The 534-nt window shown below is 68.9% G+C and carries 1 protein-coding gene; it reads left to right on the forward strand.

The window, feature by feature from the left end; genetic code table 11:
• A partial coding sequence (locus tag HKK72_RS39550) for a hypothetical protein (RefSeq protein WP_222721713.1) occupies positions 1-534 on the forward strand: 534 nt, incomplete at both ends.

The raw sequence follows: 534 nt of genomic DNA on the forward strand, positions 1-534 counted from the left end.
CCCGATCGGCAACGGCCTCGCCGGCGGGCTGGCCTGTGACGCCGTCATCACCCCGGTCGTCACCGCCGGAATCGACTTCACAGCGCTGACCGCCATGACCAAGGAATGGCTGGCCCACCACCTTCCCCAGCGCGCCACCTGCCCCACCTGCGGCACAGACCAGCCGAACGCCACCGGGAACGACTTCGGCCCTGACCACCCACCAGACCACACCACCGGCCACGACGGGTCCCACACCGCCGACCACACCGCCACCCATGCCTTAAGCCACAACGCCGGTCACACCACATCCCACACCGCATCCCAAGACAGGTCCCACGAGGGATCCCACGAGGGGTCCCATACCGGAGACGAGGCCGGAGACGAGGCCGGAGACGATGACCTGCGCGAGGAGAGCCACGCACGGTTGGAACGCAGCATGCTGGAATGGGCCGTCCAGGTGCTATCAGGGCCCGGCGGGCTGGCCTCCTACCTGCGTACCCGCGTGCTCGACCGCCCCCTGAACACGCCCAGCATCATCCTCGACGCAGGCAC

The sequence above is a fragment of the Actinomadura sp. HBU206391 genome (assembly GCF_014323665.1).
Taxonomy (GTDB): domain Bacteria; phylum Actinomycetota; class Actinomycetes; order Streptosporangiales; family Streptosporangiaceae; genus Actinomadura_C.